The 26323-nt window shown below is 62.8% G+C and carries 24 protein-coding genes, 1 tRNA gene, 2 pseudogenes and 1 other annotated feature; of the genes and pseudogenes, 16 read left to right on the forward strand and 11 right to left on the reverse strand.

The window, feature by feature from the left end; all coding sequences use genetic code 11:
* Positions 1 to 52: 52 nt before the first annotated feature.
* From M9955_03460 to M9955_03470, 3 genes are read left to right on the forward strand one after another with little or no spacing between them, the layout of a single operon-like run.
* On the forward strand, positions 53 to 511 hold the full coding sequence (locus M9955_03460; protein ID MCO5080700.1) for a (2Fe-2S)-binding protein: 459 nt from the start codon (positions 53 to 55) through the stop codon (positions 509 to 511).
* Positions 508 to 1377, forward strand: coding sequence for an FAD binding domain-containing protein (locus tag M9955_03465; protein ID MCO5080701.1), 870 nt, complete (start codon positions 508 to 510; stop codon positions 1375 to 1377). The genes M9955_03460 and M9955_03465 overlap by 4 nt, the downstream gene beginning before the upstream one ends.
* On the forward strand, positions 1374 to 3620 hold the full coding sequence (locus tag M9955_03470) for a molybdopterin-dependent oxidoreductase (protein MCO5080702.1): 2247 nt from the start codon (positions 1374 to 1376) through the stop codon (positions 3618 to 3620). The genes M9955_03465 and M9955_03470 overlap by 4 nt, the downstream gene beginning before the upstream one ends.
* A gap of 232 nt (positions 3621 to 3852) precedes the next feature.
* Here M9955_03470 and M9955_03475 read toward each other — a convergent pair whose 3' ends face one another.
* From M9955_03475 to M9955_03495, 5 genes and pseudogenes are all read right to left on the reverse strand, one after another.
* Positions 3853 to 4938: a fumarylacetoacetate hydrolase family protein gene (locus M9955_03475; protein ID MCO5080703.1), complete on the reverse strand. Its 1086-nt coding sequence runs from the start codon at positions 4936 to 4938 to the stop codon at positions 3853 to 3855.
* Positions 4939 to 5065: 127 nt separating this feature from the next.
* A complete protein-coding gene (locus M9955_03480; protein MCO5080704.1) occupies positions 5066 to 5512 on the reverse strand; it encodes an NAD-binding protein in 447 nt (148 codons plus the stop codon).
* Positions 5513 to 5533: 21 nt separating this feature from the next.
* Positions 5534 to 5900, reverse strand: a pseudogene (locus tag M9955_03485) (NAD(P)-binding domain-containing protein).
* Between the two features lie 46 nt (positions 5901 to 5946).
* Complete coding sequence (locus M9955_03490) at positions 5947 to 6846, reverse strand: IS1 family transposase (GenBank protein MCO5080705.1); 900 nt, start codon at positions 6844 to 6846, stop codon at positions 5947 to 5949.
* A 50-nt stretch (positions 6847 to 6896) separates the two neighbouring features.
* A complete protein-coding gene (locus M9955_03495; GenBank protein ID MCO5080706.1) occupies positions 6897 to 7907 on the reverse strand; it encodes a P63C domain-containing protein in 1011 nt (336 codons plus the stop codon).
* A 43-nt stretch (positions 7908 to 7950) separates the two neighbouring features.
* On the opposite strand from M9955_03495, the gene M9955_03500 reads away from it, so the two are divergent.
* Entirely contained in the window at positions 7951 to 8427 is a 477-nt protein-coding gene (locus M9955_03500) for a hypothetical protein (GenBank protein ID MCO5080707.1), read from the forward strand.
* 186 nt (positions 8428 to 8613) lie between these two features.
* Here M9955_03500 and M9955_03505 read toward each other — a convergent pair whose 3' ends face one another.
* The 3 genes from M9955_03505 to M9955_03515 form a co-directional block, all read right to left on the reverse strand.
* Complete coding sequence (locus tag M9955_03505) at positions 8614 to 9435, reverse strand: hypothetical protein (protein MCO5080708.1); 822 nt, start codon at positions 9433 to 9435, stop codon at positions 8614 to 8616.
* A gap of 129 nt (positions 9436 to 9564) precedes the next feature.
* Positions 9565 to 10602, reverse strand: coding sequence for a 4-hydroxythreonine-4-phosphate dehydrogenase PdxA (locus M9955_03510; protein ID MCO5080709.1), 1038 nt, complete (start codon positions 10600 to 10602; stop codon positions 9565 to 9567).
* Positions 10603 to 10646: 44 nt separating this feature from the next.
* Positions 10647 to 11875, reverse strand: a protein-coding gene (locus M9955_03515; GenBank protein MCO5080710.1) for an IS3 family transposase whose coding sequence is annotated in 2 segments (ribosomal slippage) — positions 10647 to 11587 and positions 11587 to 11875 — 1230 coding nt in all. Because the reading frame shifts where the segments join, the coding sequence is not laid out codon by codon here.
* Positions 11478 to 11594, reverse strand: a sequence feature (AL1L pseudoknot). Its footprint overlaps the gene before it by 117 nt.
* A 254-nt stretch (positions 11876 to 12129) precedes the next feature.
* Here M9955_03515 and M9955_03520 point away from each other — a divergent pair.
* The 4 genes and pseudogenes from M9955_03520 to M9955_03535 all read left to right on the forward strand — a co-directional run bounded on the left by M9955_03520 (position 12130) and on the right by M9955_03535 (position 16205).
* Positions 12130 to 12509 (forward strand): annotated as a pseudogene (locus M9955_03520) (transposase).
* 596 nt (positions 12510 to 13105) lie between these two features.
* The gene (locus tag M9955_03525; GenBank protein ID MCO5080711.1) at positions 13106 to 13516 is read left to right on the forward strand and encodes a DUF3489 domain-containing protein; all 411 of its coding nucleotides are present in this window, start codon (positions 13106 to 13108) and stop codon (positions 13514 to 13516) included.
* A 35-nt stretch (positions 13517 to 13551) separates the two neighbouring features.
* The gene (locus M9955_03530) at positions 13552 to 14118 is read left to right on the forward strand and encodes a DUF2924 domain-containing protein (GenBank protein ID MCO5080712.1); all 567 of its coding nucleotides are present in this window, start codon (positions 13552 to 13554) and stop codon (positions 14116 to 14118) included.
* Between the two features lie 149 nt (positions 14119 to 14267).
* The gene (locus M9955_03535) at positions 14268 to 16205 is read left to right on the forward strand and encodes a recombinase family protein (GenBank protein MCO5080713.1); all 1938 of its coding nucleotides are present in this window, start codon (positions 14268 to 14270) and stop codon (positions 16203 to 16205) included.
* A gap of 369 nt (positions 16206 to 16574) precedes the next feature.
* Here the strand turns inward: M9955_03535 and M9955_03540 are convergent.
* Positions 16575 to 16650, reverse strand: a tRNA-Ala gene (locus M9955_03540).
* Positions 16651 to 16911: 261 nt separating this feature from the next.
* On the opposite strand from M9955_03540, the gene M9955_03545 reads away from it, so the two are divergent.
* The 4 genes from M9955_03545 to M9955_03560 all read left to right on the forward strand — a co-directional run bounded on the left by M9955_03545 (position 16912) and on the right by M9955_03560 (position 19297).
* A complete protein-coding gene (locus tag M9955_03545; GenBank protein ID MCO5080714.1) occupies positions 16912 to 17937 on the forward strand; it encodes an aldo/keto reductase in 1026 nt (341 codons plus the stop codon).
* A 108-nt stretch (positions 17938 to 18045) separates the two neighbouring features.
* Entirely contained in the window at positions 18046 to 18336 is a 291-nt protein-coding gene (locus tag M9955_03550) for a YggT family protein (GenBank protein MCO5080715.1), read from the forward strand.
* A 2-nt stretch (positions 18337 to 18338) separates the two neighbouring features.
* Positions 18339 to 18677, forward strand: a complete 339-nt coding sequence (locus M9955_03555; GenBank protein ID MCO5080716.1) for a DUF167 family protein — start codon at positions 18339 to 18341, stop codon at positions 18675 to 18677.
* A 26-nt stretch (positions 18678 to 18703) separates the two neighbouring features.
* On the forward strand, positions 18704 to 19297 hold the full coding sequence (locus M9955_03560; GenBank protein MCO5080717.1) for a hypothetical protein: 594 nt from the start codon (positions 18704 to 18706) through the stop codon (positions 19295 to 19297).
* A 10-nt stretch (positions 19298 to 19307) separates the two neighbouring features.
* Here M9955_03560 and ppa read toward each other — a convergent pair whose 3' ends face one another.
* Complete coding sequence (gene ppa / locus M9955_03565) at positions 19308 to 19841, reverse strand: inorganic diphosphatase (protein MCO5080718.1); 534 nt, start codon at positions 19839 to 19841, stop codon at positions 19308 to 19310.
* Positions 19842 to 20064: 223 nt separating this feature from the next.
* Between ppa and M9955_03570 the strand changes: the two genes are divergently transcribed.
* The gene (locus M9955_03570) at positions 20065 to 21570 is read left to right on the forward strand and encodes a caspase family protein (GenBank protein ID MCO5080719.1); all 1506 of its coding nucleotides are present in this window, start codon (positions 20065 to 20067) and stop codon (positions 21568 to 21570) included.
* Positions 21571 to 21578: 8 nt separating this feature from the next.
* On the forward strand, positions 21579 to 22604 hold the full coding sequence (locus M9955_03575) for a tetratricopeptide repeat protein (GenBank protein ID MCO5080720.1): 1026 nt from the start codon (positions 21579 to 21581) through the stop codon (positions 22602 to 22604).
* Between the two features lie 18 nt (positions 22605 to 22622).
* Here M9955_03575 and M9955_03580 read toward each other — a convergent pair whose 3' ends face one another.
* The gene (locus tag M9955_03580) at positions 22623 to 23822 is read right to left on the reverse strand and encodes an aromatic ring-hydroxylating dioxygenase subunit alpha (GenBank protein ID MCO5080721.1); all 1200 of its coding nucleotides are present in this window, start codon (positions 23820 to 23822) and stop codon (positions 22623 to 22625) included.
* Positions 23823 to 24182: 360 nt separating this feature from the next.
* Between M9955_03580 and M9955_03585 the strand changes: the two genes are divergently transcribed.
* On the forward strand, positions 24183 to 24455 hold the full coding sequence (locus M9955_03585) for a helix-turn-helix transcriptional regulator (protein ID MCO5080722.1): 273 nt from the start codon (positions 24183 to 24185) through the stop codon (positions 24453 to 24455).
* Positions 24456 to 24567: 112 nt separating this feature from the next.
* Complete coding sequence (locus tag M9955_03590; GenBank protein ID MCO5080723.1) at positions 24568 to 26274, forward strand: SulP family inorganic anion transporter; 1707 nt, start codon at positions 24568 to 24570, stop codon at positions 26272 to 26274.
* The last annotated feature ends 49 nt before the right edge of the window (positions 26275 to 26323 follow it).

Consider the following 26323-nt stretch of genomic DNA (forward strand, 5'->3'; position numbering starts at 1 on the left):
GGAGATGTTCGGCGCCGGGAGGGATAGCAGTTTCATGCGGACGCGGCTTCGCGTGAACGGACAGTATGTCGAAGCGGATGTCGAACCCGCCACCCGGTTGAGCACTTTTCTCCGGGAGCCGCTCGCTCTTAAGGGCGTTAAGGAAGGCTGTTGCGAGGGCGAGTGCGGCGCCTGCACTGTTCTCGTTGATGATAGGCCGATCAATTCTTGCCTGATGTTGGCGTTCCAGGCCGAAGGACTTGATGTCGTCACAATCGAGGGGCTCTCCGCCGGTGGCGTCAGCCGTCTGCAGCAGGTTTTCGTCGATACAGGCGCGGTGCAGTGCGGCTATTGCATCCCGGGCATGATTATGGCGGCGGAAGGGCTCCTGCGCGCTAACGCCGATCCGAACGAATTCGCGACCCGTCATGCGCTTGCGGGCAATATCTGCCGCTGCACCGGATATGAGACGATCGTGCGCGCCGTCATAGCCGAGGCTGCCGCGCGTAGAAAAGAAGAAGCACGATCATGACGGCGCTTGCTGTGGTCGCTCCTGTCCACATGGCGGCGCTGCGTGAGCTGATAAGCGCCGCTAAAGCCCCGCTACATTTTCTTGCCGGCGGTACCGATATGCTGATCGCCGGCAGAAGCCTGCCGGAGGCAGGGGTGCTGGTGGATGTTTCGCGCGTCGAAGGTCTCGCTGGCATTGACATGCGAGGAAGGGACATACGCATCGGCGCAGCCACCAGGGTTGCCACACTTGCAGACCACGGCGGACTCCGGGCGAAGCTTCCGGCACTCTGCCATGCAGCCAGACAGTGCGGCTCCGCGCAGATTCGCAACCGTGCCACTATAGGCGGCAATATCGCCAATGCCGCACCTTCGGCCGACCTCGTGCCAGTGTTGCTCGCGGCAGAGGCACGGCTCGTGCTTATGCAGCCGGGCGGCCGATCGCGCGAAACGGAGCTTGCCGGCTATGCGCATGTACCCGGAGACTTGATCGTTGAAGTGATCCTGCCCTCGGAGAGCCTCCTTTCCCACAGCGCATTCGTCAAGCTCGGGCCGCGTCTCGATTTGACGATCGCTCGCTTGAACCTCGCCTTGGTTGCGAACATACAGAAGGACTGCTTTGGAGCCTTGCGGCTCGTGGCGGGTTCCATCGGACCTGAGCCTCGCCGCTTATCCCTGGCAGAAGCCGCTTTGGCGGGCCGTAGGCTTGCACCCCCCACGCTACGTGACTTCATCTCAGCGTTGACGTCGGAGGTCGACATGGCCATCCCCGGACGCGCATCTCAATCCTACAAGCGCCGCGCCGTGGCTGGGATCGGCTTAGATCTGATCGCATGCCTGACCGGCACAAGCCCTCGCGACCGACTGTTTGAGGAAGCGCTGGAGTGAACCAGGTCTCCCGTCGCATTCCACTTATCGACGGTATCGCCAAGGTCACCGGCGATCTGCATTTCGTCGCCGACCTTCCGGTCGAAGGATCGCTGCATTGCGCCCTTGTCTTCAGCTCCCGTCCTCATGCGCGGATACAAGCTATCGATGCCGCGGGCGCCTTGGCGCTCAAAGGCGTTCACGCCGTATTCTGGCATGAGAACACTCCGAGGCGGCGCTATAACAGCTCCATCTGGTTTGCCGGCCAGGAAGCTATCGCCGATGAGCAAATGTTCCCTTCCGTCGTGCGGCATATCGGCGACCGCGTCGCTGCGGTGGTGGCCGACACCGAAGAACTCGCGCGTCGAGCCGCCCGCCTGATTGCGGTCAGCTACGAGGACTTGCCAGCCATCCTTGCTCCCAAAGCCGCGCTGGAACACTCCGGAGCGACTGTCGGAGCCGACGGTACGCCGACATTCCTCAACCCATTGGCCGAAACAACTTTCGAACATGGGAACGCGGAGGCCAGCTTTGCCGCCGCCGACCTTATCGTAGAAGCGAACGTTACCACGCCGCGATCACATCATTGTGCGATCGAGACCCACTGCTGTGTTGCCACGCCGCAGCCCGATGGACGCCTTCTGATACTCTCTCCGTGCCAGAGCGTCTTTGCCGTACAGGCCGTCATCGCGCAGGCGCTGAACCTTCCCGTTGAGCGGTTGCGCGTCGTCAAGACTCCGATCGGTGGCTCCTTCGGAGGCAAGGCCGAGCCCATTCTGGATCCGCTCTGCGCCTTCTTCGCGCTCACGCTCGGTCGGCCCGTCACGATCCGCTACAACCGCCGCGAAACCTTCACGGCCACGCGGACGCGGTCAAGCGTCATCGGGCGCATGCGGATAGGTCTGAGCGCCGACGGCCATATTCTGGCGCGAGAGACCGACGCTTTGGTCGATATTGGCGCCTACTGCACGGGCGGCAACTATCTGCCTGACTCGATGCTGCAGCGGCTGGTACGGCTCTACGATGTTCCGGCAGAGCGTTATCGAGGGCGGGCGGTCTACACGAACACGGCGCCCACGGGTGCGTTCCGTGGCTATGGATCGCCACAGATCCATACAATCGGCGAAATCATCCTGGATATCGCTGCTCGCTGGCTACAGCTCGATCCTGTCGAGCTGCGCCTGAGAAATATTGTCCGTCCTGGATGCAAGGAGCCGTGGCAAGGACTCGATCTCGGCAACGCGCGCGGGCGCGAGTGTCTCGTGCGCGCCGCCGACGCATTCAAATGGTCGCAGCGCCTTCAATCTGGTCAAAGACGCGGCCGCTGGAGACGGGGTGTGGGAATGGCTGCCGCCACCCATATCAATGGCTGCTATCCAGGCTTCCACGAAGAGACCACCGCGACGCTGAAGCTGTTGCCCGACGGACGGGTCCAGCTTGTCTGTGCGCTCCACGATCTCGGATGCGGAGCCGACACGACTTTGGCGCAGATTGCAGGAGAAGTGCTCGGACTTCGCGCGGACGAGATCGCAATTGTCGCGGCGGATACCGATACCTGTCCTTACGATCTTGGGACACGGGCGAGCCGGATGACCTACATATGCGGCGAGGCTGTCCGCAGGGCCGCGGTGGCGCTCGCGGCAATCATCAGAGCTGAAGGCGTACGGGAACTCAACGCAGCCGAGAACGAGCTGCGGCTTGAGGCAGGAGCAGTTCGTCGCGTGGACGGCTCCTGCCTGGCGCTGTCTGATATCGCGGCTCGCCTCGACGCTCGCAGAACAAACCTGCCGGCGGCGACCGAAACCTATCGCGCTGCAGCTAACCCCGGTTCCTACGCCGCACACTTCGCGGAAGTCGAAGTCGACACGCTGACCGGCCGTGTCCGCGTGACGGACTACCTCGCCGCTCACGACGTGGGACAGGCAATCAACCCGATGCTGGTCGAAGGACAGATCCACGGCGGCATCCAGATCGGTATCGGCTATGCGCTTTATGAAGAGGTGGCGATCGATTCCACGACGGGCGCAATGCGTGGCGACAGCTTCAGCCGCTACACGATGGCCAACGCTCCGGAGATGCCGCCGATGCGCATCTTGCTGGTGGAGGATGGGGAGCCAACAGGGCCGTTCGGAGCCAAGGCGGTGGGTGAGATCGCCACGATTCCTGTTGCCGCTGCGGTCGTCAATGCCGTGAATCACGCGCTTGGAACCGAAATCACGGACTTGCCGCTTGCGCCCGAGCGGATATTGGCGGCGTTAGACTGACCAGCGTCATGCGGCAGTCACCCCGTTGTAGACGTGGGTTAGATCACAAACGGTCACCCAGATCGCGACGGCAGAGCGATGACGTCGTTGACTTCACCCGCCCTCGCCGTGCAGGCCGCCCACACCGCGATGCCGCTGATGCAGCCAAGACGGAAAGCGTCACTTCTTAGCGCCGCTCGTTTGGGTCAGCTTACCTGTCTGATGCTCGTCTGATAACGTGAGCAACACATCATCAGATGAGATTTCGGACGGCGAGATTTCGCATGAGGGCGCGCGCACCGAAGATCCACTCCGGGCATTCCGTCGATAGGCGCACCGTGTTTGTCAGGCGACCCAGCCGAGGGGAAGAGATTGTGACGATGTCACCCAACTTGTGGGTAAAACCCTCGCCCGGCACATCGCGGTCCTGGATCGGTGCAAACAGCGTGCCGAGGAACAGCATCAAGCCATCCGGATATTGGTGATGCCGACCCAGTGTCTGGCGCACCAAATCCTCGGGGTCGCGGCTGATCTCCTTCATCGAGGAATGGCCTTTGAGCACAAAGCCGTCCTGACCCGTCACGGTCAGATCGAGTTCGGCCGCGCGCACGTCGTCGAGCGTGAAGGCCGCATCGAACAGCCTGATCATCGGGCCGATAGCGCAGCTAGCATTGTTGTCCTTCGCCTTGGACAAGAGCAGCGCTGACCGCCCTTCCACGTCGCGCAAATTAACGTCGTTGCCGAGCGTCGCGCCTACGATCCTGCCCCGAGAGGAGACAGCCAGCACAACCTCCGGCTCGGGATTGTTCCATTTCGAAACCGGATGCAATCCGACCTCCGCCCCCGCCCCCACTGAAGACAGGACTTGCGCCTTGGAGAAGACCTCGGCATCAGGTCCGATACCGACCTCCAGATACTGGCTCCACAATCCTTCCGCGATGAGCGCAGTCTTGATCATCACCGCCTCGTCAGAGCCAGCCTTGATGTCGCGCAACGATCCGCCAATCGCCGCGCCGACCCTGCGGCGGATGTCTTGCGCCTTCATCGGATCGCCTGCCGCCTTCTCCTCGATGACACGTTCGACCATCGACGAAGTAAAGGTGACACCGCAGGCCTTCACCGCCTGAAGGTCGCACGGAGCCAGAAGATGCGGCAGCGACATGTCGTCTGGACTATTGGCGACGATCTCGGCTAACGGCGCCAGGGCGGTGCCCGCGACTGCGTTCACATAGACGGCCGGGTCCTTAAGGTCGCAGATGTCCGAAACAAGCGGCGTCTCCGGCGACGTGATGTCCAAGATCATACCGTCCCGCACTGTGACGACGGAAGGACCAACCATCTCCGGCCGCCATACTCGCCCGACAAAAGTTCCGTCCGCTGGCAAGATCACTTTTTCCTCCTGAGGCTAGCGATTTTGAGCGCGATGGGTCGTGCTCAGATCTGACGGAATACAAGTGCATCCTCGATTACTGAGCCGTTTGCAGCTTTGGAAAGCCTGGCTGGATATCGAGAATTAGCGCTGAATGATCCAAGTCTCCGTGACGGCCGATGACTGACGCGAAGGCCTGTTCGAGGTGCGCGCTCAAGCCCAAAGACAGACGCCGCTCGCTCGCATAGCGGAGTGCGTTGCGAATATCCTTCAGATGCGTGCTTGATCTGCCACGAACGGAAAAGTCGCCGGCGATCATGCGCGGCCCAAGCTGCTCTACCACAGCGCTGCCGGCAAGCCCGCCCCGGATCGCTTCGAGAAAGGCGTCGAGATCGAGCCCGCCGCTTCGCGCGAGCGCGATACCTTCGCTCACCGCGCCGATCGTCGCGCCGACGATGACCTGATTGGCGAGCTTGGCGATCTGCCCCGAGCCGGCCGGACCGAGATAGATAGGCCGCCCAAGCGATTGAAGCACAGGAAGCATCCGATCGAAAACCTTCCACTCGCCGCCCACCATGATCGCAAGCGTGCCAGCTTCAGCGCCGGCCGTCCCACCCGAGACAGGAGCGTCCAGCTGCTCGACGCCGCACTCCGCAAGACGCCGGCCATGGTCGAGAGCCTCCTGTGGCGCGATGGAACTCATGTCGATCAGGATACTGCCCCGCGGCATCGCAGACGCCGCGCCGCGTTCGAAAAGGATCGGCGACCGACGCTCCGTCGGTCAGCATGGTGATGATGACATCTGCCTTGCCGACCGCCTCGGTGACATCCTCGAAAACCCGCAAGCCGGTCAGGTCCATGCCGCCCAGCTTTCCCGGATCGCGGTTCCACACCGCAATCTCGCCGAACTCATCTGCCAGCCGCCGCGCCATACGGCGCCCCATGAGACCGAGGCCCAAAACAGATAGTGGTAGTGTCTCAGTTTGAATTTTCGGCGATGCGCTTTTTGTAAGGACCGCGCGGACCGGGTTTGGGTGATACGGCGTCCATCATGCCGCAGAGATCGTCCATCGACCAGAGCGTCTTGGACACGCCAGCGGCCATAGCAGGCGACATTTTCAGCGTCTTGTGAACGCGGATGAAGTTGTACCAGACGGTGTAGAGAGCCACCATGTGAACGTGGTTTTCGAACTTCTTTGAGAACGCGTTGGTGAGGCGCGTAAAGCGACGGTTCGCCATGCGCATCGTGAGATTGGCGCGCTCAATGTGTGACGTGCTGACGTGTGCCGGCTCGGGGTTTCCCTCAACGCGCGTCTTGACCGCACCAGTGCAAACGGCCGGACTATAGCGGCGCTCTGGCGACGACTTCTTGCCTTCCGGCTCGCCGTACTGCTTCACCAGCATGGCGTAGTCGATGTCTGCGCCAAACGTCTCCTCGACCGCGTTCAGGTAGGCGCGATGGCCGTCTGTCGTAAGCTGGACGCGGTTTGCAAGACGCTCCTGCACGTCCTGCATGAAGGCCAGCGCATACTCGCCATCGCGACCACCAACCAACCAAGACACGATCAGCTTGCTGTCGGCGTCGAGCGCGGTCCAAGTCCATGTGTCGCCAGCGCGGTCAACGGCGTTCTTCATGGTCGCGACGTTCTTCTGCTTCGCGGCGGTAAAGCTCCAAATCTCGTCGCACTGGACGCGCTTGGCCGTCACGTTGCGGACTTCGCGGTCATGCAGCTCAGCGCAGAACGCGCCAGCGTCCACAAGCAGCTTGGAAACCGTGTTGATCGACACGTCGGCAACGCGGGAGATCGACCGCATAGAAGAACCCTCACAGAGCATGGTAAGGATTTGGACACGGGTTCTTAGAGGCAGCTTGTTCATGCCCCTAATATCTGAACTTTTATGCTTAGTGTCAAGCATGAAAGTTCACATCAATCGAAAAGGTCGGTTTGATCGCCTGCCTTCGGGAAGCGCTTTCCGAACAACTTCCTGAACTGTCCAACCGTGTCGGAAACCTTTATGAGCGTCAGAACCTCTTGGACCTGCCGCTTAAGCTTCTCGATCCCGTAGCCCTGCGTGAGGTGCTGGTGAAACCTGGCCTTCCGGTTTCCCTTGGCGTCAATCTTCGGATTAATCCGGTCTAGCTCCTCTAGGACGGCCCCGTTCTCCAAGGGGTGATATACGTAGCTTCGCGTGAACTTCGCAAAATGTTGCGGACGGTTTTGGATGACGGCACCGTTGGCGGTCATAGTTCGCTTGCGGCTGCCATAAAGACGGTTCAATTCGTCGTAGTACTCATCGGGAAACTGTTTTTCCCATTCGCGCTTTTCGCTCTCGATGTACTGCTGGACGAGGATCCTAAGTGCATTCGGCTGGCGGATCTCCTGAAAGCCGGTTGCCTCATCGATGAGGGCGGCGACACCCACTTTGGCAAAAGCATTTAGAAGGATTTGCGCCTGTGCTGCCAATCCTTCCTGAGAAGCCGTCAGCTTACCGTTGTCACGAGCGCGTATGATCGCCTTGCATACATTGACCAGAACATCCGCCTCGTAGCCGTGGCCCAGATCCTGTGTCAGGGGCTTGAAATTAATAGGGTTCTCGAGATCTTGGACCAGTTTTTGATCTAGTTCGGATCCTAGTCCTTTCCGGCGCATTGCCCGGAGAAAGACGTTGCCGCCGCCGGACTTCATGTCCAACGCCCGCGCCATGCCGCGCTTGTGGAACAGCCTCCGTCCATCTTTGAGCACGTAGCAATCGAGATCGAGAGATCCGACTTGCATTTTGCCTTGATGGGTAGCTCGTGGAAGCGAGGGATCCGATGAAACCGCCTTTGGTTTCCACCGCGCTTCTGCGCCGCGTTTTGCGATCTCGCGGCGTTCCTCGCTGCTCAGACTTTGAGCGCGAGATTTTCCGCCCTTGCTCTGTGGGGTATCGTCATTCATGGAGTCACCTCATGCTTGCTGCACAGGAAACTCATAGCTATGCTTGCTGATTATTGCAAGCATATCTATCTATTTTTCACAGCACAATGCTTGCTATCTTTTCCAACGGCTTTCCGCCGCCTTCTTCGCGATCTCGGCGCGCCGCTCCGGCGTCATATTCTCGGCGCGCTTCTTTCCGCCCTTTGCGCCTAGCGCCTTCGCAGCAGGATCTTTGCCGTCGTCGATCACGTCGTCGGTTTCTTCGCCTGTCGCAATGCGCATGACCCGGACGGCGTTTCCGATCACGTCGGCAGGGCGCTTCTGGCCTTTAGGTCCGGTAGGCATCGAGCGGCGTTCCTTCTGGCCAGACTTCTTTCTCAAGCAGCAACCGGCGTTGCTGGATTTCAATCCACTTATCGCCCCCCTCTTTCCGCGCTCGCTTCTCCTGCTTCATGAGCATATGACATGCTCCGATTTTGCGGAGACGGGATTTTGTTTCTGGGGAATGCGGACGTCCCCTGTACTTGGTATCGGTGGATGAAGAGTAGATAGTTTCGATTGTGTAGTTGCTGAACGCGGTCTCAAACCTCCGCCGGGTCATTCGAGCCTCCCATGCTTTCCGCTAAGCATATAGAAGTTCAGACCGGATCGCGACAAGCGAGCGCTCAAATTTCAAACTGAGACACTACCCAGATAGTTGCAAGATTTCCTCCGTCGATCGGTTCGGCTATGCTGGCGAACCGGATATGAAACAGGCATCGGGTTCGGCGCCAGTCGGCCGGCGGGCCACAATGCGCATGGTCCCTAGCTCGATTTCGAGCGACTCATTCGAATCCAGCGAGACATGGAAACTATCCCGACCGGGATCGACACATGCGGCGGCAGGCCGCCCTTCAAGCCGCAAGTGGGCTATCTCGCGTAGCGACGCACGGTCGAGAAGCGAAACGGCCTGATCCTTGAAATGGGTGACGAGCAAGCGGTCGGATCCGACGCAGTAGATACGCGTCGGATCGGCAAGCACCGGCGCCGTGGAGTCAACGACGAAATCTCTCACGTCGATTCTTGCGATCGTATTAGACCCCCTATTGGCCACGAACAGCACGGTTTCGTCGCTGCCAAGACAATTCCCTTCCGGTTGCACGCCGGGCAGGAGCGCCCGCGGCGCTATGGTCGGATCGCGAGGCGCTATCCTTGTCACCGTGTGGGTTAGAAGGTTGGTCACGTAGGCGGTCCCGCCATCGCGGGTGACCGAGAGGAGGTGGCTCTTGAGGCCGCCAGTCGCCGCCCCCCTGCTCGGCAATCTGTCCTCGCAGGGATTGTCGAAGACCAGCAACACGTCGGCGGCTTCGCTCAGTGCGTAGAGCCGTCCCGCCTCGTCCACGGCAAGACCGTGAATCCGTGTATAGGGTCGGCAATCCAGCGTGTTGACGAGCCGGCGCCGTGCAATGTCGATGACGAACACCTCGTGGCCGCCGACACCCGCGTCGGTGCCTTTCTGCACGCCATAGTGGCCTACGAAGGCAAACCGCCCTTCACGGTCGGCGACCATCTCGTGCGGATAGCTCGCCAGATGGATCCTCTCCGCCGCGCCGGTCCGCTCCAGATCGTGGAACGCAATGCAATGTCCGGATTTTTCGACCAAGACGAGAGTGCGGCCATTCCTCACCTGCCCACCTCCCTAGAAAGGCCGCCGTGTCTCGATCGCGCGCTGTGCCAAAATCACCGCGATCTGGAACGCCTGGACGATTGCATCGGCATTGGCCAGGTTCTTTCCCACTATATCGAAGGCACTGCCTTGGGCGGGCGTGACGATAGGGATGGGAAAACCGCCATGAATCGTGACGCCGCGATCGAATCCGATCGCCTTCAAAGCGATCTGGCCCTGATCGTGATACATGGTCACGACCGCATCGTAGGCTCCGTTCCAAGCTTTGGGAAAGATCGAATCGGCAGGAAATGGCCCTTCCACCGCTACGCCGGCCTCTCGCATGCGCGCAATTGCCGGAGCAATGATCTCGATCTCCTCACGGCCCAGCGCGCCGGCGTCCCCGGCGTGCGGATTGAGCCCACAGACAGCAAGACGCGACGGCTGGCGACCGAAGAGCCGCAGCGTTCTATCGGCCAGGCCTATCGCGTCCGCAACCGCTTCAATCGTGATGCGGTCCGCCACCTCACGTAGTCCTATGTGGGAGGTAACTCGTGTCGTGCACAGATGGCCAAGAATACTAACCTCGCCGAAGTAGGTGTCATGCCCCAGCGTCTCGGCAAAAAAATGGGCCTCATCCAAGTACCGGACGCTGGCCGCCTTCAATGATGCCTTGTTGAGCGGCGCATATAACAGTGCATCCGCATGTCCGCTGCGGACCAGAGCCACCGCCTCGGTCAGGTGCGCGAGCGTCGCCTTGCCGCTTCGTTCGGACACTTGAGCCCGCGCAATCGGGCCATTCCCACCGACCGGACGATGCAGCAGGATGATTCGTGCATCATCCTCGAATGCAGCCTCTATTTCCTCTGTGCTTTCGATCTCAACAAAGTCCAGATCGATGCCAGCTATTACGGCTCCATTCTCGAACTCGGCCTTGTCGGCCAGGACCACGATCCGCGCGTTCCGCGTTTCAGCAGGGCGAGCCAGCAATTTGGCCACAAGTTCCGATCCGATGCCGGCCGGGTCACCCAATGTCACGAGAATTCGCGGCAAGAGCTGCAGCTTTTCCATCGGAATGAACCGCCCCGGGTTTGCCGGAGGCCGTTTCGTTTGGGTCACGCTGCCATGGCTGGTTCTTCCAGCATGGCGTAGTAGCGCTCCTCGGCTTCAGCCGGCGGGACGTTGCCGATGGGCTCCAGCAGCCGGCGATTGTTGAACCAGTCGACCCACGTCAGCGTGGCAAACTCGACGGCCTCGAAGCTTCGCCACGGTCCGCGTCGATGGATGACCTCGGCCTTGTATAGCCCGTTGATCGTCTCTGCGAGAGCGTTGTCGTAGGAATCTCCAACGCTGCCCACGGAGGGCTCGATGCCGGCTTCGGCCAGGCGCTCGGTGTAGCGGATGCTGACATATTGAGAGCCCCTATCGGAATGGTGCACCAGACCGCCGCGATGGATGGGCCGCCGTTCGTGCAGAGCCTGTTCGAGAGCATCGAGGACGAAGCCCGCATGGGCGGTCCTGCTCACCCGCCAGCCGACGATCCGGCGGGCATAGGCATCGATGACGAAGGCCACGTAGACGAAACCCGACCAGGTGCTGACATAGGTGAAGTCCGACAGCCAGAGGCGGTTCGGCGCCGGAGCATGGAAGACCCGGTTCACATGGTCGCGCGGACATGGCGCCGCCTTGTCCTGCACCGTAGTCCGGATGGCCTTGCCGCGGATGACGCCGTGAAGGCCCAGGCCGGCCATCAGACGTTCGACGGTGCAGCGCGCGACGGTAAAACCTTCGCGCAGCATCTGCCGCCAGACCTTGCGCGCGCCATAGACCTCAAAGTTCTCGGCGAAGACGCGCTCGATCTCCGGCCTTAAGGCCATGTCCCGCTTCGCCCGCGCCGAGAGCTTCTCGGGATCGACCCGCTTGGCGACATGGTTGCGGTAGGTCGACGGGGCGATCGGCAGCACCTTGCAGATCGGCTCGACCCCGTGAACCTCGCGGTGATCGTCAATGAACGCAATCATCGTTTGAAAGGGCGGTCGAGCTCCGCCTGGGCAAAATAAGCGCTCGCCTTGCGCAGGATCTCGTTGGCCTGTCGAAGCTCACGGTTCTCCCGCTCCAGAGCCTTCAGCTTCGCTGCCATGTCCGTCGGCACACCGGCCCGCTTGCCGGCATCAACCTCGAACTTCTTCACCCACTCATTCAGAGTTTGCGCCGTGCAGCCGATCTTGGCCGCCACCGATGATACCGCCGCCCAGCGCGACGGATGCTCGGGCTCGTGATCAAGAACCAGCCGCACGGCTCGCTGGCGCACTTCGGGGGAAAACTTGTTCGTCGTCTTGCTCATGATGGCTCCACCTTCTCAGGAGTTGGAGCCTCCGGCAAACCCGGGGCGGTTCAACGTGCGGCGCGGCAATCAACGTGAGTCTGCGCAACAGCAACGCCTCGATCCTTCACCAACCTCACCGCCTCAAGTTTGAACTCGCGGCTGAACTTCCTTCTCTGCATTCCCACTCTCCAGTTCCGTCAAACACCTTATCTCGGTGTCCACGAAACCGGCAGCAGGCCACCGGCCTCGCTGTCGCGCTGGCTGGTCCGCAGCTATCGCTTCAAAAAAAGCTGCTGGCCTCAGAACAAGATCGGCCCGACATCAAGAAGGCGCCAAGAATGGACGACCGGCGGCAGCCGAGGATGCGGCTTGAGCCACACAGGCTGGTCTTCATCGATGAGACTGGCATGACCACGAAGATGACACGCCTGTAAGGCCGCTGCCTCAAGGGCGAGCGGCTGCGTTCCAAGGCGCCGTCGGGCACTGGAAAACCCAGACCTTCATCGCCGGTCTCAGATGCTTCGGGCTCACCACACCTTTCGTAGTGGACCGGCCGATGAACCGGCACATCTTCGAGACTTATGTAGAGACCCAGCTTGCCCCGACGCTGTCTGCGGGCGATGTTGTCATCCTCGACAACCTCGCCGCTCACACCAAGGGCCGAAGCCTACTTCAAGGCCGCAGGGTATGCACAAAATTGAAAGTCCGAGGCGATAGGGCTCTGACGAAAGCTTCGGAACGCAAGGTTGCCGGGTGTTGTTCGTCTTTGATATCGCTCTTTGGCTTGTTGGTGGGAGACAAACCCAAGGCAGCCGTACCGTTCAACGTTATAGCTATGCTGCCTGCGGCGAATATCCCGCAACCGCATCACCGTATAAGTGATAGTGTTACTCGCGACGTCACCCTTCGAAACGATCATGGGTAACGCCGAGATATTATATCTGGCACATGGTCGTCGACCGGGACGGCGAAGCCGGGGCTCGGGGTGGGGGCCGCCTAGCCGTCGATGGCGTCGTGACGGTAGGCGGCCATTTTCCTCGCGGATAACAGAGCCGTCACGACCCTTCCGCAATATCATATGAACGAGACCAAATTGCCATTTGACTCTCGTCCCCATACGAGCATTGGTGACAGCGACAGCTGCCGGCGAGTTTGATCGCAGAGCCAGGTTTCTCCCGCCCGCATTTGCGGGCTTCAGCCAGTACAGGCGCCGGATGGTCCGGCTGGCTGAAGCGATGGAGAACAGACATGGCAATTACCGAGCTTTCGTACGAGGAACCTGTCGCCGGGCAGGTTGCGCAGCCTGATCGCGCCCCAGCCCCGGCGGCAAAGAACACGCGCGGGAAGAAGCTTCGTGAGAAGGCGACGCCGCTGACCGTCGGTCCCGAGGTCGTCAAGTTCCCCGGGAATGCCAAAGCGAAGAAGCCGCTGCCGACAGGGCCGAAGTCAGCGGCGGTGTTGAAGCTGCTTCGGTCTGCGAAGGGCGCCACTGTCGATGCGATGATGCAGGTGACGGGCTGGCAGGCGCATTCGGTGCGCGGCTTCCTGTCGGGTGTGGTGAGGAAGAAGCTCGGCCTTGCGGTGACGAGCAGCCTCGGCAAGGACGGCATGCGCCGCTATCGGGTCATGGCTGAAGCCGATGCTGCGAAGACGGGGTGACCGTCATGCACGCGCGACCGGACCATGCCGCCGGAGTGGCGGCGCTCGGCAAATTGCCGAGAGAAGACCTCGTCCGCCATTGGGTTCGTATCTACCGCCATCAGCCGCCGACCGGCGCCCGCAAGGAACTGCTACTGCGGGCTGCTGCCTGGCATCTTCAGGCCAAACATCTCGGCGGCCATTCCGCCGAGATGCGCCGGCTGCTCAGGTCCGCCATGGACAGGGTCGAGGCAAAGGCGCTCGCCCATGGAAAGGAGCGTAGCCGGACCGGTTCAGAACACAAAGCTGGTTTGTCGGCTTCCATCGATGTTGTCGAAGGCCCTGTTGCGGAAGCTTCACGGTGCAGCGATTGCGATGATCGCACGTCACAGCCGGGCAGACCGGACGGGGCAATGGAGAAGAAGGCCGGCCACCGACGTCGTCAGCGTCGTTCCGTTCAGCCGGGTGCGCGGCTGCTGCGGGACTGGAACGGCAGGACCCATGTCGTCGATGTGATCGAGGGCGGATACGTCTTCGAGACAAAGGTCTATCCTTCGCTCAGCGCCATCGCCAGACAGATCACCGGCGCCCACTGGTCCGGCCCGAGGTTCTTCGGGCTATGAATGACAGAGCAGATATGGCTGGCAATATCCGCTCAACATCGGAGAAGAGAAGATGCTCCACTCCTGATCGGGGCTCCGGTCAATCCGGCAGAACGGGTGTGATACCGGAGCGTCCTGCACCGACAGTCTATCGTAGCACGCACGGACAGATGTCCCGTTCTCCATCCTCTGCACCTCGCCTGCGCTGTGCGGTCTACACCCGGAAGTCGAGCGAGGAGGGACTTGAACAAGACTTCAACTCCCTCGATGCACAGTTCGAGGCCTGTGCCGCCTTCATCGCCTCGCAGGCAGGATTGGGCTGGAAGCTGGTATCCGACCGCTATGACGATGGCGGCATCTCCGGCGGCACCATGGAGCGCCCTGCCCTCAGGCGCCTGCTGCAGGATGTTCGCGACAGGAAGATCGATGTCGTGGTCGTCTACAAGATCGATCGTCTGACCCGCTCGCTCATGGACTTTGCCAGGATCGTCGAGGTGTTCGATCAGGCCGGCGCCTCGTTCGTCTCCGTTACCCAGCAGTTCAACACCACCACCTCGATGGGCAGGCTGACGCTCAACGTTCTCCTCTCCTTCGCCCAGTTCGAGCGGGAGGTCACGGCCGAGCGCATCCGGGACAAGATCGCGGCATCGAAGAGGAAAGGCATGTGGATGGGCGGCGCCGTGCCGCTCGGCTACCGGGTCAGGGACCGGAGGCTCATCATTCATGAGAAGGAGGCCGGCTTCGTCCGGCACCTGTTCAGGCGCTATCTCGAACTCGGATCGGTCCCAAGGCTGGTCGCAGAGCTGAACAGGGCCGCCGTGCTTCATGGCAAGTCGTGTGAGCTGAAGGAAAGAGATGCGCAAGATGAGAACCCTGCCGACAAGCAGGCCGGCGCCCGCGGCACCCCGAAAGGTGTTCATGATGATGATCTGAGCCGTAACGGCCGGCATCGGTCTGCGGGCGGCACGATCGCAGCGGCAACAACGGACATAGACGGAGCTTCCAACGAGGAAGGCAGTGCCGCCGGAAGCAGCGACCGGCTGTGTCGTCCGATGCGGGCCGGCATGCTCTACAAGGTGCTTGCCAATCCGCTCTACATCGGCAAGCTCCGGCATCATGACAATGTCTATGATGGCGAGCACGAGGCGAACATCGATGAAGAGCTGTTCGGACGTGTTCAGCAGAAGCTGGCGGCCGGCGCGGCAACGCCACGGGGATCGCGTGTCCATGGTGACATTCATCTGTTGACCGGGATTCTGTTCGACGAGACAGGAGATCGTCTGGCGCCGACCCATGCAAGGGCGCATGGCCGGCGCTATCGCTACTATGTCTCCAGCCGCATCCGGACGTCGCAGGGGGATGTTGCAGGTAGCTGGCGCGTGCCGGCGACGCAGATCGAGCAGCTGGTGATCGACGCCGCCGTCGGCATACTGCGGGACAGGGCGAGGATCGCACGCTGGATCGGCGAGCATGTGTCAGCGCATCTCATCAAGCCGGGTCTCGATCGCGTCGAAGCTGTGATCGGGTGCCTGTCGTCGGCGCAGCCGGCGGAGGGACGTCGCACGGCCCTGCACCGCATCTTCAGCTCCATCACCCTGTCCGCAACCTCCATCCGCTTCGAGGTCGTACCAGGGGCGATCGTCGGTACCCTGCTGGAACGAGACGAGGAGCCAGCCGGTATGCACGAGACGCCCGACGTCACGCTGGACGATGACAGCGCCGATCCCGATGATGCCCTCCCGGCAACCGAGATCATCGACGTGCCTGTGATCCTGAAGCGTCGCGGCAGCGAGATGCGGCTGGTGATCGATTCTCCGCTCGCGCGGCCGCGGCAGGCTGATCCCGCGCTGGTCGATCTCGTCGCTCGCGCGCATGTCTATCTCGACCGGCTCACATCGTCTTCCGACATCGGCAGCACGGAGATCGCAAGAGAGTTCGGTGTCGACCGTGCCGACGTCGGCCGCATCCTGCCGCTCGCCTTCCTCAGCCCGGCGATGCTCGCAGCGATCCTCACCGGACGCCAGTCGCCATCGCTCACCGCCCGGCAGCTCGCCCGCATCGACCTGCCGTTGCTCTGGTCCGGGCAGGAGGCCGCACTCCGGCAATAGCCTCGGCTGGACCGAAGCGGCGAGAGCGATCGGGAAGTCTTGTTCCCACCCGGCTGCTGCAGCCAGCTGCTATCAGCAGTCCGGCCGGTAACGTCACCGGAACCACCGCTACGATCACTGGCGATGGCGCTCCGATCTCCGCCGGCATCGCCACGATCGTCGCCACCGTCACCGCGATCTCCATGCATCGCGTCGCCAGACTTGTGGGCACGGCAAACGCCCGACAGAGACGCGGTCCCCCAATGCCCGCCAATTCCATCTCAATGAGCGTCTCACTTCGGTGGAACTGCACGCTGGACTCGGCTAAGCCTCGGAAAAGTCGACGCTATTCCAGACAGCACTTGTGGGCACATGTTCGGGAGATTCCGCTGGTGGAGCTGAGGGGGATCGAACCCCTGACCTCGTCATTGCGAACGACGCGCTCTCCCAGCTGAGCTACAGCCCCTTCAGCGGATGGCGCGCATTTATGGGTTCTTGCCTGCGCCTGTCAAGAACGCCTGCTCCCAATATCGCGCAAACGGGAATGCCGGCGACGCCTGCATCCACACCGGATGCCTAGTTCTTCCGCACGAGCTGCTTTCCGACGAAATATCCGACAAGCCGCCATCGCCCGTAGCACGCTCCGGACTCCCCTGCCCGCGACGGAAATCCGTCTGTACGGGATCGTTCGATCTGCTAGAACGTCGCGGCAGGGAGGACTGCCGACATGAATCCACACGAGACCCGCATCCTTGGCAAATCCGGCGTTCCGCTCTCGCAACTCGGATTTGGCGGCGCCGGCATCGGCGAACTTTTCGTCAAGGTCGACGAGGCTACCGCCGCTGAGACCCTGAATGCCGCCTGGGATGAAGGCATACGCTATTTCGACACCGCTCCCTGGTACGGGCGCGGCCTCAGCGAAATCCGCACCGGCCGCGTCCTGGACAACAAGCCGCGCGGTGATTTCGTGCTGTCGACCAAGGTCGGCCGCTGGTTTTTCCCGCCGGCCGATCCGGAAGGCTTCGACACCGGTTTCTGGAAAGGCGGGCTGCGCTTCGACCATGTCCACGACTACAGCTATGACGGCATCATGCGCGCCTACGAGCAGTCGCATATGCGGCTCGGCATGAACCGCATCGACCTTCTCGTCATCCATGATCTCGACATACGGCACCACCTGCTGGACAAGAAGGTGAGCGCCTATCTCGACCAGCTTTTCACCTCGGGCTGGCGCGCGCTCGATCAGTTGCGCTCGCACGGTCTGGTGCGGGGCATCGGCGCCGGCATCAACGAACTGGGGATGATCCCGCGTTTCCTCGATCTGTTCGATCTCGATTTCTTCCTGCTGGCGCTGCAATACACTTTGCTCGATCACGACACGCTGAAGGAGGAGCTGCCCTATTGCCGGCGGCGCAATGTGGGCATCGTCATCGGCGGCGTCTTCTCCTCCGGCATTGCCGCGACGGGCGCCGTTCCCGGTGCAAAATACAATTACGACGATGCGACGCCGGAAGTGATGGAACGGGTGCGGCGCATCGAGGCGGTATGCAAGGCGCATGGCGTTCCGCTGGCAGCGGCCGCTCTCCAGTTCCCGCTCGGCCATCCTTCGGTCGCCTCGGTCATTCCCGGCGCCATCCACCCGGATCATGTCAGGCAGAACGTCGCCAATTTCCGGCACGCTATTCCGTCATCGCTCTGGTCCGATTTGAAGAACGAGGGCCTGATCGCGAAGGACGCGCCGACACCGCAGTAAACGACGCGCTGGACCGATTCGGCAAGACGCCGTTGGCATATGTATGATGCCGGCACTTGCCGCTGTCCGGGGCAATGGCTACATGTCGGCCTGTTGACGGAGAACAGAATGCTCGCGCTGATCCAGACGCTCGTGTTTGCGCTCGACATCTACTGGTGGCTTTTGATCGCCTCGGCCATCTTCTCGTGGCTCTATGCGTTCAACGTCGTGAATTCGCGCAACCAGTTCGTCGGCATGATCGGCGACTTCCTGTTCCGGATTACGGAGCCGGTGCTGCGGCCGGTCCGCAAAATTCTGCCGGATCTTGGCGGCATAGACATTTCGCCCATCATCGTACTGCTCATCATCTTCTTCCTGCGCCAGTTCCTCATCACCTCGGTCGCTCCGCTGGTGGTGTGACAATGCAGCCCTTCCGCGCCGATGCGGGCGGCGTGCTGGTGCAGGTGCGGCTGACGCCGCGCGCCAGCGACGAAAACGTCACCGGCGTGGAAACGGCGTCCGACGGCCGTCCCCATATTGCCATGCGTGTGCGGGCGGTTCCCGACAAGGGGGCCGCGAACGATGCCGCCGGGAGACTTCTCGCGGACTGGCTCGGCGTCCCGAAGGCCAGCGTTTCCATCGCTGCGGGCAATACCTCCCGGCTGAAGACGCTGCGCGTGGCCGGTGACACGCAACGGCTGATCGCGGCGCTGGAGGCGAAACTGTCGGCGCCGGTTCACCTGAGGCCGAAAAGGCGCTAGCGTCGGCCTCCACCGGAGGCGTGACCATGAAGCGAACCCTTGTTGCAGCCGTTTTCTTCGGCCTCGCCGCCGCTGCCGCGCGGGCCGAAACCATCGAGAGCGTCTATACGGATCTCGACATCGGCCGCGACTGCGTCATGATCTCGACCGCCGAGGAGGGCGTGGATGCCGCCGACTATGTCTGCTCCGGCTATTTCGGCTTTCCGGTCCTCCTGTTCTACGGAGACTTGCGCGAATCCGTCTTCTACGGCTTCCCGCCGGAAGGCACGCCTGCCTGGGAGAGTTTCGACGCGTTCAATTCGACCGGACCGAAGATCGAATGGCGGATCGCGGTGAACGGAGAGCAGAAGCTTCCCTTCGCCACCATCCATCGCTGGTTCGTCAACGACGTGCCGGAAGACCCGGAGAAGAAGACCGAGGTGCTGGTCGTCGAGAAGGTGGGACAACCTGGCGACCGGCAGGGCTGCGCCGTCGGCTATGTCGTCGCCACGGGAAATCCCAAGGCCAACGAGACGGCCCGCCGCATTGCCGACGAGCAGGTGCGGGACTTTTCATGCGGCGCGGACGAGCCCGTGCTTGTCGGAGGCGTCGTGCAGGTGCCGTCCTTCACGCGGCCGTGAGGCGAACGCGCTACTTCGCGGCCTTCGCCCGGTCGATCGCCTCGGTGATCATCCTGCGCGCATAGGCGGCGTCATGCCAGCCGCCGATCTTCACCCACTTGCCGGGCTCCAGATCCTTGTAGTGCTCGAAGAAATGCTCGATCTGCTGCAGCGTGATTTCCGGCAGATCGCTGTAATTATGGACGTTGGCGTAGCGCAGCGTCAGCTTCGGCGTCGGCACCGCGATCACCTTCTCGTCCGTGCCGGCATTGTCCTCCATGATCAGCACGCCGATCGGCCGCACATTGATGATGCAGCCTGGCACCAGGGCGCGCGTGTTGGCCACCAGCACGTCGATCGGATCGCCGTCGCCTGACAGTGTGTGCGGCACGAAGCCGTAATTCCCCGGATAACGCATGGCCGTGTAGAGGAAACGGTCGACGACCAGCGTACCCGCCTCCTTGTCCATCTCGTACTTGATCGGCTCGCCTCCGACCGGCACCTCGATGATCACGTTGACGTCTTCGGGCGGATTCTTGCCGATCTGGATGGCGTCGATACGCATGGGTCACTCCTCAGTTGATGTCACGCATAGCGGCGACACGCGCTTTTCGCAATTGCGAAGGTGCACCGGCCTTCCGGAAACCGTCGCGAAGCTTGCCGGTGCGCGACAGGCCGGCAGGAGGCTTCGATATTGGAAGCTGCCATCTTGCCGCCATCGGCGGATTGCAGTCTTCTTGCGGCCAAAGCCGGGGTGGGCGATGCAGGCTTCGGAAGCAGCGATGCGGATGTGGCGTTTGTGCGCGGCAGCTTTCGCGCTGCTGGTCTTCGCCTCGACATTCGTCCTTGCCGGGGAAGGCAGGGCGTTGCGCGGCGTCGCGCTGGTCATCGGCCAGTCGGCCTACCGGCAGCTTCAGCCGCTGCCCAATCCCGCCAACGATGCGCGGGAGATCGGCAATCTCCTCTCCGGTCTCGGCTTCGACGTCGACACGCTGGCGGACGGCGACATGAGACGCCTCGATCGTGCGCTCTCGCGCTTCGAGGAGGATGCGGCGGAGGCCGATGTCGCGCTGATCTATTATTCAGGGCATGGCATTGAGGCCGGCGGCGAGAATTTTCTGGTCCCGGTCGACGCCGCCCCGCCCGATGCAAATGGCGCGGCGAAGGATCTTGTCGCGATAGGTCCGATACTGGAGCGGCTGCGCAAGGCCGTGCCCATCGTGATCGTGCTGCTGGACGCCTGCCGCACCAATCCGTTTCCGCCGGGTACGGTCGTTTCCGCCGCGGATGGCCGGGCGGCGCCCGCCAGCGCCATCGGCCTCGGCGTGCCGCGCGGCGCCGTGCCGCTCGGCGACGCCCGGCAGGAAACGCTGGGCACGGTCATCGGCTTCGCCGCAGAACCCGGCAAGGCCGCGCTGGACGGCGATCCGGGCGGCAACAGCCCCTATGCGGCGGCGCTGCTCAAGCACCTTGCGGCCGGCGGCTACGCCTTCGGCGACGTCATGACCATGGTGTCGGAGGAGGTCTATCTGAAGACTTCGGCGCGGCAATTGCCATGGGTCAGCGCCGGCCTCAGACGGCTGCTCTATTTCGGCCTCGAGCCGCCGAAAGCCTCGGCCGACGACGAGGCGATCGGCGAGAGCCGCCGCAAGCTGCTGCTCACCATCGCCACTACGCCGCCGCAGACCCGGCAGATGGTGGAGCAGGTGGCGGCGTCGAACGCCGTTCCGCTCGACGCGCTCTACGGCATGCTGGACGCGCTCGGCGTCGATGCCGGCAGCGGCGACGTGGCGCAGCGCCTGACGCAGGGTGCGGAACGCCTCAAGGCGATGCTTGCCGAACGCGACGTGCAGACGCGGCAGGACCCTGAGATCGTCCGCCTGTCGCAGCTTGCTGACAAGGCGGAGGCGGAAGGCGTGATCGCGCTCGCCCTGCGGTTCCGGGAGCGCGCCAGCGGTCGCGCCGACGAGATCGACGCGGCGCTGGATGAGGCGGAGCGCAACATCGCCGGCCGGCGGCTGGAGTTGGCTGCGACCTATAGGGCGAGCGCCGATACCGCCAATCTGAATTTCGATTTCGCCACCGCGGCGAAGCGCTATGCCGATGCCTTCGCGCAGGCCGAGCGCTGGGACGTGCCGCTTTCCTATGTGTTGAAGGTGTCGGAGGCAGACGCCCTGGCCGATCTCGGCGACTATCGCGGCAACAACGATGCCCTGAAACGCAGCCTCGAAGCCTACGGCCGTGCGCTGGAGATCGGCCGGCAGCAACCGAACGCCGGCGCGACGCTGCGTTGAAGGGCAATATGGCGATCGTGCTGACCAAGCTCGGCACGCGTCTTCCCGACAGCGCGGCGTGGCTCGATCAGGCAGCCGCCATCTATGGCGAGATATCGAAGACGCTGCCGCGCAAGCGCTATCCGCAGGATTGGGCCTATGTGCAGCTCAATCTCGGTGGACTCTATCAGAAGCTTGCGGACCAGACGGGCGACCCTGCCTACATCGACCGCGCCCTCAAGGCCTATACGGGCGCGGCGGAAGTGATGACGCGCAAGGCCGCGCCCGAGATCTGGGCCGGCTTGCAGATGAACATCGGCAACGCCTACACGTCGCGCGGCAACGGCGCGGGCGGCGTCAAGGATCTGCGCCGCGCCGAGAAGGCAATGGAGGCCGCGCTTTCGGTCTGGACGCGCGAGAACGACCCGGTCAACTGGGCGCTCGCCACGGCCAATCTCGGCAGCGTGCTCAGCAATATCGGCGGCAAGGAAAAGGACGCCGCCATGCTGCGGCGCGCGATCGCGGCATACGAAGCGTCGATGCGGGTCGCCACCCGCGACCGCCAGCCCATCGACTGGGCGGCCGGCATGAACAATCTCGGCGCGACCTATCTCGACCTTGCCGAACTTGAAGGAGACGTCGCGCTCTACGAACGGTCTCTGGCCTCCTATCGCGCGGCCCGGACGGTGTTCACACGCGACGTGGACGCGAGCGGCTACGCGATCGCCTGTTACAGCGAGGGCCGGACGCTGCTTTTCCTCGGCCGGCGGACGGGCAGCGTCGAGCGCTTCCGCGAGGCGGAAGCGGTGCTCGGCGAGGCTCTGGACGTGCTGGCCATGGGCTCCAACCGCGTCGGCTGGGCGCGCGCCCGCTCCGTGCTCGGGGAAGTGCAGGTCGAGATAGGCCGCCGCACCGGCGACCGCGCGGTGCTGAGACAGGCCCGCACCGCCTTCGACGATGCGCGCACTGCATTCCGCGAAGCCGGCATGGGCGAAACCGGCCAGGGTTTCTGGGAAAAGCAGATCGCGGCGATCGACGCGGAACTCGCGAAATAGCGCGTTGGCCGAGAGGCCTCAGCGCCGGCTGAGCAGCGCGTCGTTGAGGTTCGCCATATCCTTCTCGTCCGGCGCGGTCTCCAGCCCGAGCACGGGCAACGCCTGCCGCAGATGATCGTGATGGGTGCGCACGCCGAATTCGAGGTCGGAGAGGTAGAACCCCTGGAAAGCGTCGGACAGCATGGATTCGTTCGACCAGACGGAAAGCTGCACGTCCTCCGCCATGGTGTCGCGGTCGATGCGGAAGGCGAGATAGCGCGCCGCCGCCTCTTCGCGGGTCTCGTCGCGATAGCGGTAGATCGCACCGCGCAGCAGCGTCTCGCCCGTCGACAGCGGGAATTCCTGATAGAATTGCGCGGTCTCCGGCGTCAGGGCGACTACCGTGTTGGGAAACAGGCCGTAATACACCCATGCCCTGCGCAGATGCTCCGGCAGGCGTTCGGGCTGCGGCGCGACCTTGAGGTAGTTCCGCACGCTCCAGCGGCGACCGGCATGCGGATTATAGGTGGCGAAGGAACGCGACACGCCGTTGACGAAGGGCTCGTCGAAATAGGTCGAGCCGTAGAGGTCCTGCAGCGCCGGATGCGCCATGGCGACGTGATAGCCCTCATTGTCCACGTCGCGCACCGATTTCCAGTTGACCGGCGTCGTCTGCGTCCAGATGCCGTAGGACGGCACCATGTCCGGCACGTCGTAATGGCTGATCTCCTCCGTCACCGGCGCCATAAGTTCGGCGACAGAAGGCTGGCCGCTCTCGCGAAAGCGGATGAAGATGAAGCCCATCCAGATTTCGAGTTCCAGCGGCATCAGCCCGAACTCCGTCTTGTCGAGATCCGGGAAGGAACGCGGCCTCGCGGCGCCGCGCAGCGTCCCGTCCAGATTGTAGACCCAGCCGTGGAACGGGCAGACCAGCGCGTTCTTGCAGGTGCCCTGGCTTTCGGCGACGACGCGGCTGCCGCGATGGCGGCAGAGATTGTGGAAGGCGCGCACTTCCCCGTCCTTGCCGCGCACCACCAGCGCGCGTTCGCCGACGACGTCCATGGCGAGATAATCGCCCGGATTGGGAAGGTCGGAGATGTGGCCGACGATCTGCCAATGCTTGCGGAAGACGTGCTCCTTCTCCAGTTCGAGAAGGGCGGGGCTGTGATAGCTCCAGCCGGGCAATCCGCTGCGATCCCAATCGTTCGGGACCGCCACATTGTGCACATGGCGGTTCATAACGTGCTCGTGAATTGTTGAATGTTCATTCAATACAAACACATTTATCGTTCTTTTGCAACAGCTTATGGATTCAGAAACTGTTCCACACGGCGCTCTGCATAGAGCGCAGGGCGCGTCTCCACCCAGCTCCAGTCCGAATTTCGCCTGTTGTTCCCGCGTCTTACGCCGGACCGGGCCATGGCCATAAACCTCGGGCAATCGGAAAACGCGATGCTTTGATGGACTGTCTGGCACCGCCCCCAATGCCATACGTCAAATATCCGTCACTTTCTTGCCTGGAATATCAATACTGATGCTTGAAGCATCATGATAAAGGTTCTAAGGATAAGAAATGATCCTTGAAACCGGCATCGCCTTATGATTACGTCCGGACAGCTGCGCGCGGCGCGGGCGCTGCTCGGCGTCGATCAGAGACAACTGGCCGAACTGGCCGACGTGTCGCTGCCGACCATCCAGCGGATGGAGGCCAGCGGCGGCGTCGTGCGCGGCACGGTGGACACGCTGACGAAGGTCGCGGAGGCGTTGCGACGGGCAGGCATCGACCTGATCGGCGAAGACCAGCGAAGCGAGGGCGGCGGCCGGGGCGTGCGTCTGCGCGAGAGCGGGCGCCGGTCCGATCCGGACGTGTGACAACATTTTTAAGCGTCGCGACGGCGACCGCCGACTTCATGCCGACGATCCCGTCGCCTCGTGGATGAGGCAGAGCATGACCGCACAGGTCGATAGAGCGGAAACAGCAAGCATGGAAACCGGGAAGGCGTCGCATCACCCCGCGCCGACATTCGCTGAGCTGTTCACGCCCAAGCTGGTGACCGTGCTCAGGGAAGGCTACAACTTCTCGAAATTCCGTGCCGACGCCATTGCCGGCCTGACCGTCGCCATCGTCGCCCTGCCTTTGTCGATGGCGATCGCGATCGCCTCGGGAGTCTCGCCGGATCGCGGCCTGTTCACCGCGATCGTCGGCGGTTTCCTCGTCTCGGCGCTCGGCGGCAGCCGCTTCCAGATCGGCGGCCCGGCGGGCGCCTTCATCGTTCTGGTCGCCGCGACCGTCTCCCGGCACGGCGTCGACGGGCTCGTCCTGGCGACGATGATGGCCGGCGTTTTCCTCGCCGCTATCGGCTTCCTCAGGCTCGGCACCTACATCAAGTTCATCCCCTACCCGGTGACTGTCGGCTTCACCGCCGGCATCGCCGTCATCATCTTCGCCAGTCAGCTCAGCGAGCTCTTCGGCCTGACCCTGCCCGGCAAGGAGCCGGGCGAGCTCCTGCCGAAGCTGGTTGCGCTCGCCGAAGCCGCGCATACGGTCAATCCGTCGGCGTTCGGCCTCGCTTTGCTCACCATCGGCATCATCGTCGGCATCCAGCGCCTGAAACCGTCGCTGCCCAGCCTGCTCATAGCCGTCGTCTCGGCATCCGTCGTCGCGGCGTTGTTCTCGCTTCCGGTCGAAACCATCGGCACGCGCTTCGGCGGCATACCGCGTTCGCTGCCGGTGCCCGCGCTGCCGGTGTTCTCTCTGGAAAAAGTACAGGCGGTGCTCCCCGACGCGATCGCCTTCGCCTTGCTGGGGGCCATCGAGTCGCTCCTCTCGGCCGTCGTCGCGGACGGCATGAGCGGGCGTCGGCACCGGTCGAACTGCGAGCTCGTCGCGCAGGGCGTCGCCAATATCGGCTCCGCGCTGTTCGGCGGCATCTGCGTCACCGGCACGATCGCCCGCACCGCCACCAACGTGCGCGCCGGGGCGGTGGGTCCGGTGTCGGGCATGCTGCATTCCGCCTTCCTGCTCGGCTTCATGCTGCTCGCCGCCCCGCTCGCCAGCTACATCCCGCTCGCCGCGCTTGCCGGCGTGCTGGCCGTCGTCGCCTGGAACATGGCCGAGAAGCATGCCTTCGCCACATTGCTGCGCTCGTCGGCCGGCGACGCGATCGTGCTCATCGTCACCTTCGGCCTCGTCGTCTTCCGTGATCTCACCGAGGGCATCGTGGTCGGCTTCGCGCTTGGCGCCCTGCTCTTCATCGACCGCATGGCGAAGAGCATCGCCATCGAGGCCGACGTGCCCACGGTCGAGGAGGATGTCGCCGACGATTCGGGGCGCGCGCGCGGCGAATACGAGCCGGTCGTGGCCAGCGACCCGGACACGATCGTCTATCGCATCTCCGGCGCCTTCTTCTTCGGGGCGGCGTCCACCGTCGGAGCCGTCCTCGATCGCATCGCCGACCGCCACCGCAATTTCATCCTGGATTGCAGTTCCGTGCCGCACCTCGACTCCACGGCCGCCAACGTGCTGGAAGCTGCGGCGAAAAAGGCGAAACGGGAAGGCGTGCGCTTCTTCATCACCGGGGCCTCGCCGCATGTTCGCAAGACCCTGCTCGTCCACGGCGTGCGCCCGCCGCTCGTCGCCTACTCGCCTTCCGTGGATGCGGCGCGCGCCGAACTGCGCTCGGCCGGCTGAGCACGGCGTAAACAGCCGCCGCCGGATCGGTCTTGTTTGATCCGGCCTG

The organism is Rhizobiaceae bacterium (genome assembly GCA_023953845.1).
Taxonomy (GTDB): domain Bacteria; phylum Pseudomonadota; class Alphaproteobacteria; order Rhizobiales; family Rhizobiaceae; genus Arvimicrobium.